Here is a 601-nt window from a genome sequence, read left to right on the forward strand (position 1 = left end):
TTTATCACCCGGATGGCAGTACATCGACGGTGATTAAGGAGAAGAAAAAATGACTGGTGTCACTCGTCAGGTCGGTACGGTCAGTGCCGTTGATGCCGACAGGGTTCAGGCCCGCGTTCGTCTGCCTGAATGCGATAACCTGCGCACAAACTGGCTTAACGTGCTGCAGCGCAATACCCAGGATAACAAAGATTACTGGCTCCCTGACGTGGGGGAGCAGGTTGAGGTGCTGCTCGATGCCAACGGCGAGGATGGTGTTATTCTGGGCGCGGTGTATTCAGACGTCGATAAACCACCGTTCAGTGACAAAAATATCCGGGGAACCCGGTTTGCTGATGGTGCAGAGTACAGCTACAACCGGAGGACGCACACTCTGATCATCCGGGGCGGCATTGAGCATATTGTCATTGAGTGTGGTGCTGATGTGGTATTGAAAACACAGAAAGCCACGATTGACGCACCGGAAACCGAACTTACCGGAGATCTGCGTGTCAGGGGTAAGCTGATTTACGAAGGAGGCATGGCGGGTTCTGGTGGTGAAGGTGTTACCGCGACCATCCATGGCAATATCGAGATTAAAGGGAATGCCCATGCCACGGGC

At 53.6% G+C, this 601-nt stretch carries 1 protein-coding gene; it reads left to right on the forward strand.

The features are described from left to right. Positions 1-49: 49 nt before the first annotated feature. On the forward strand, positions 50-601 hold a 552-nt coding region (locus tag CXQ93_RS20250), incomplete at its 3' end, for a phage baseplate assembly protein V (RefSeq protein ID WP_104112178.1).

This window comes from Arthrobacter sp. N199823, assembly GCF_002929705.1.
GTDB lineage: Bacteria > Actinomycetota > Actinomycetes > Actinomycetales > Micrococcaceae > Specibacter.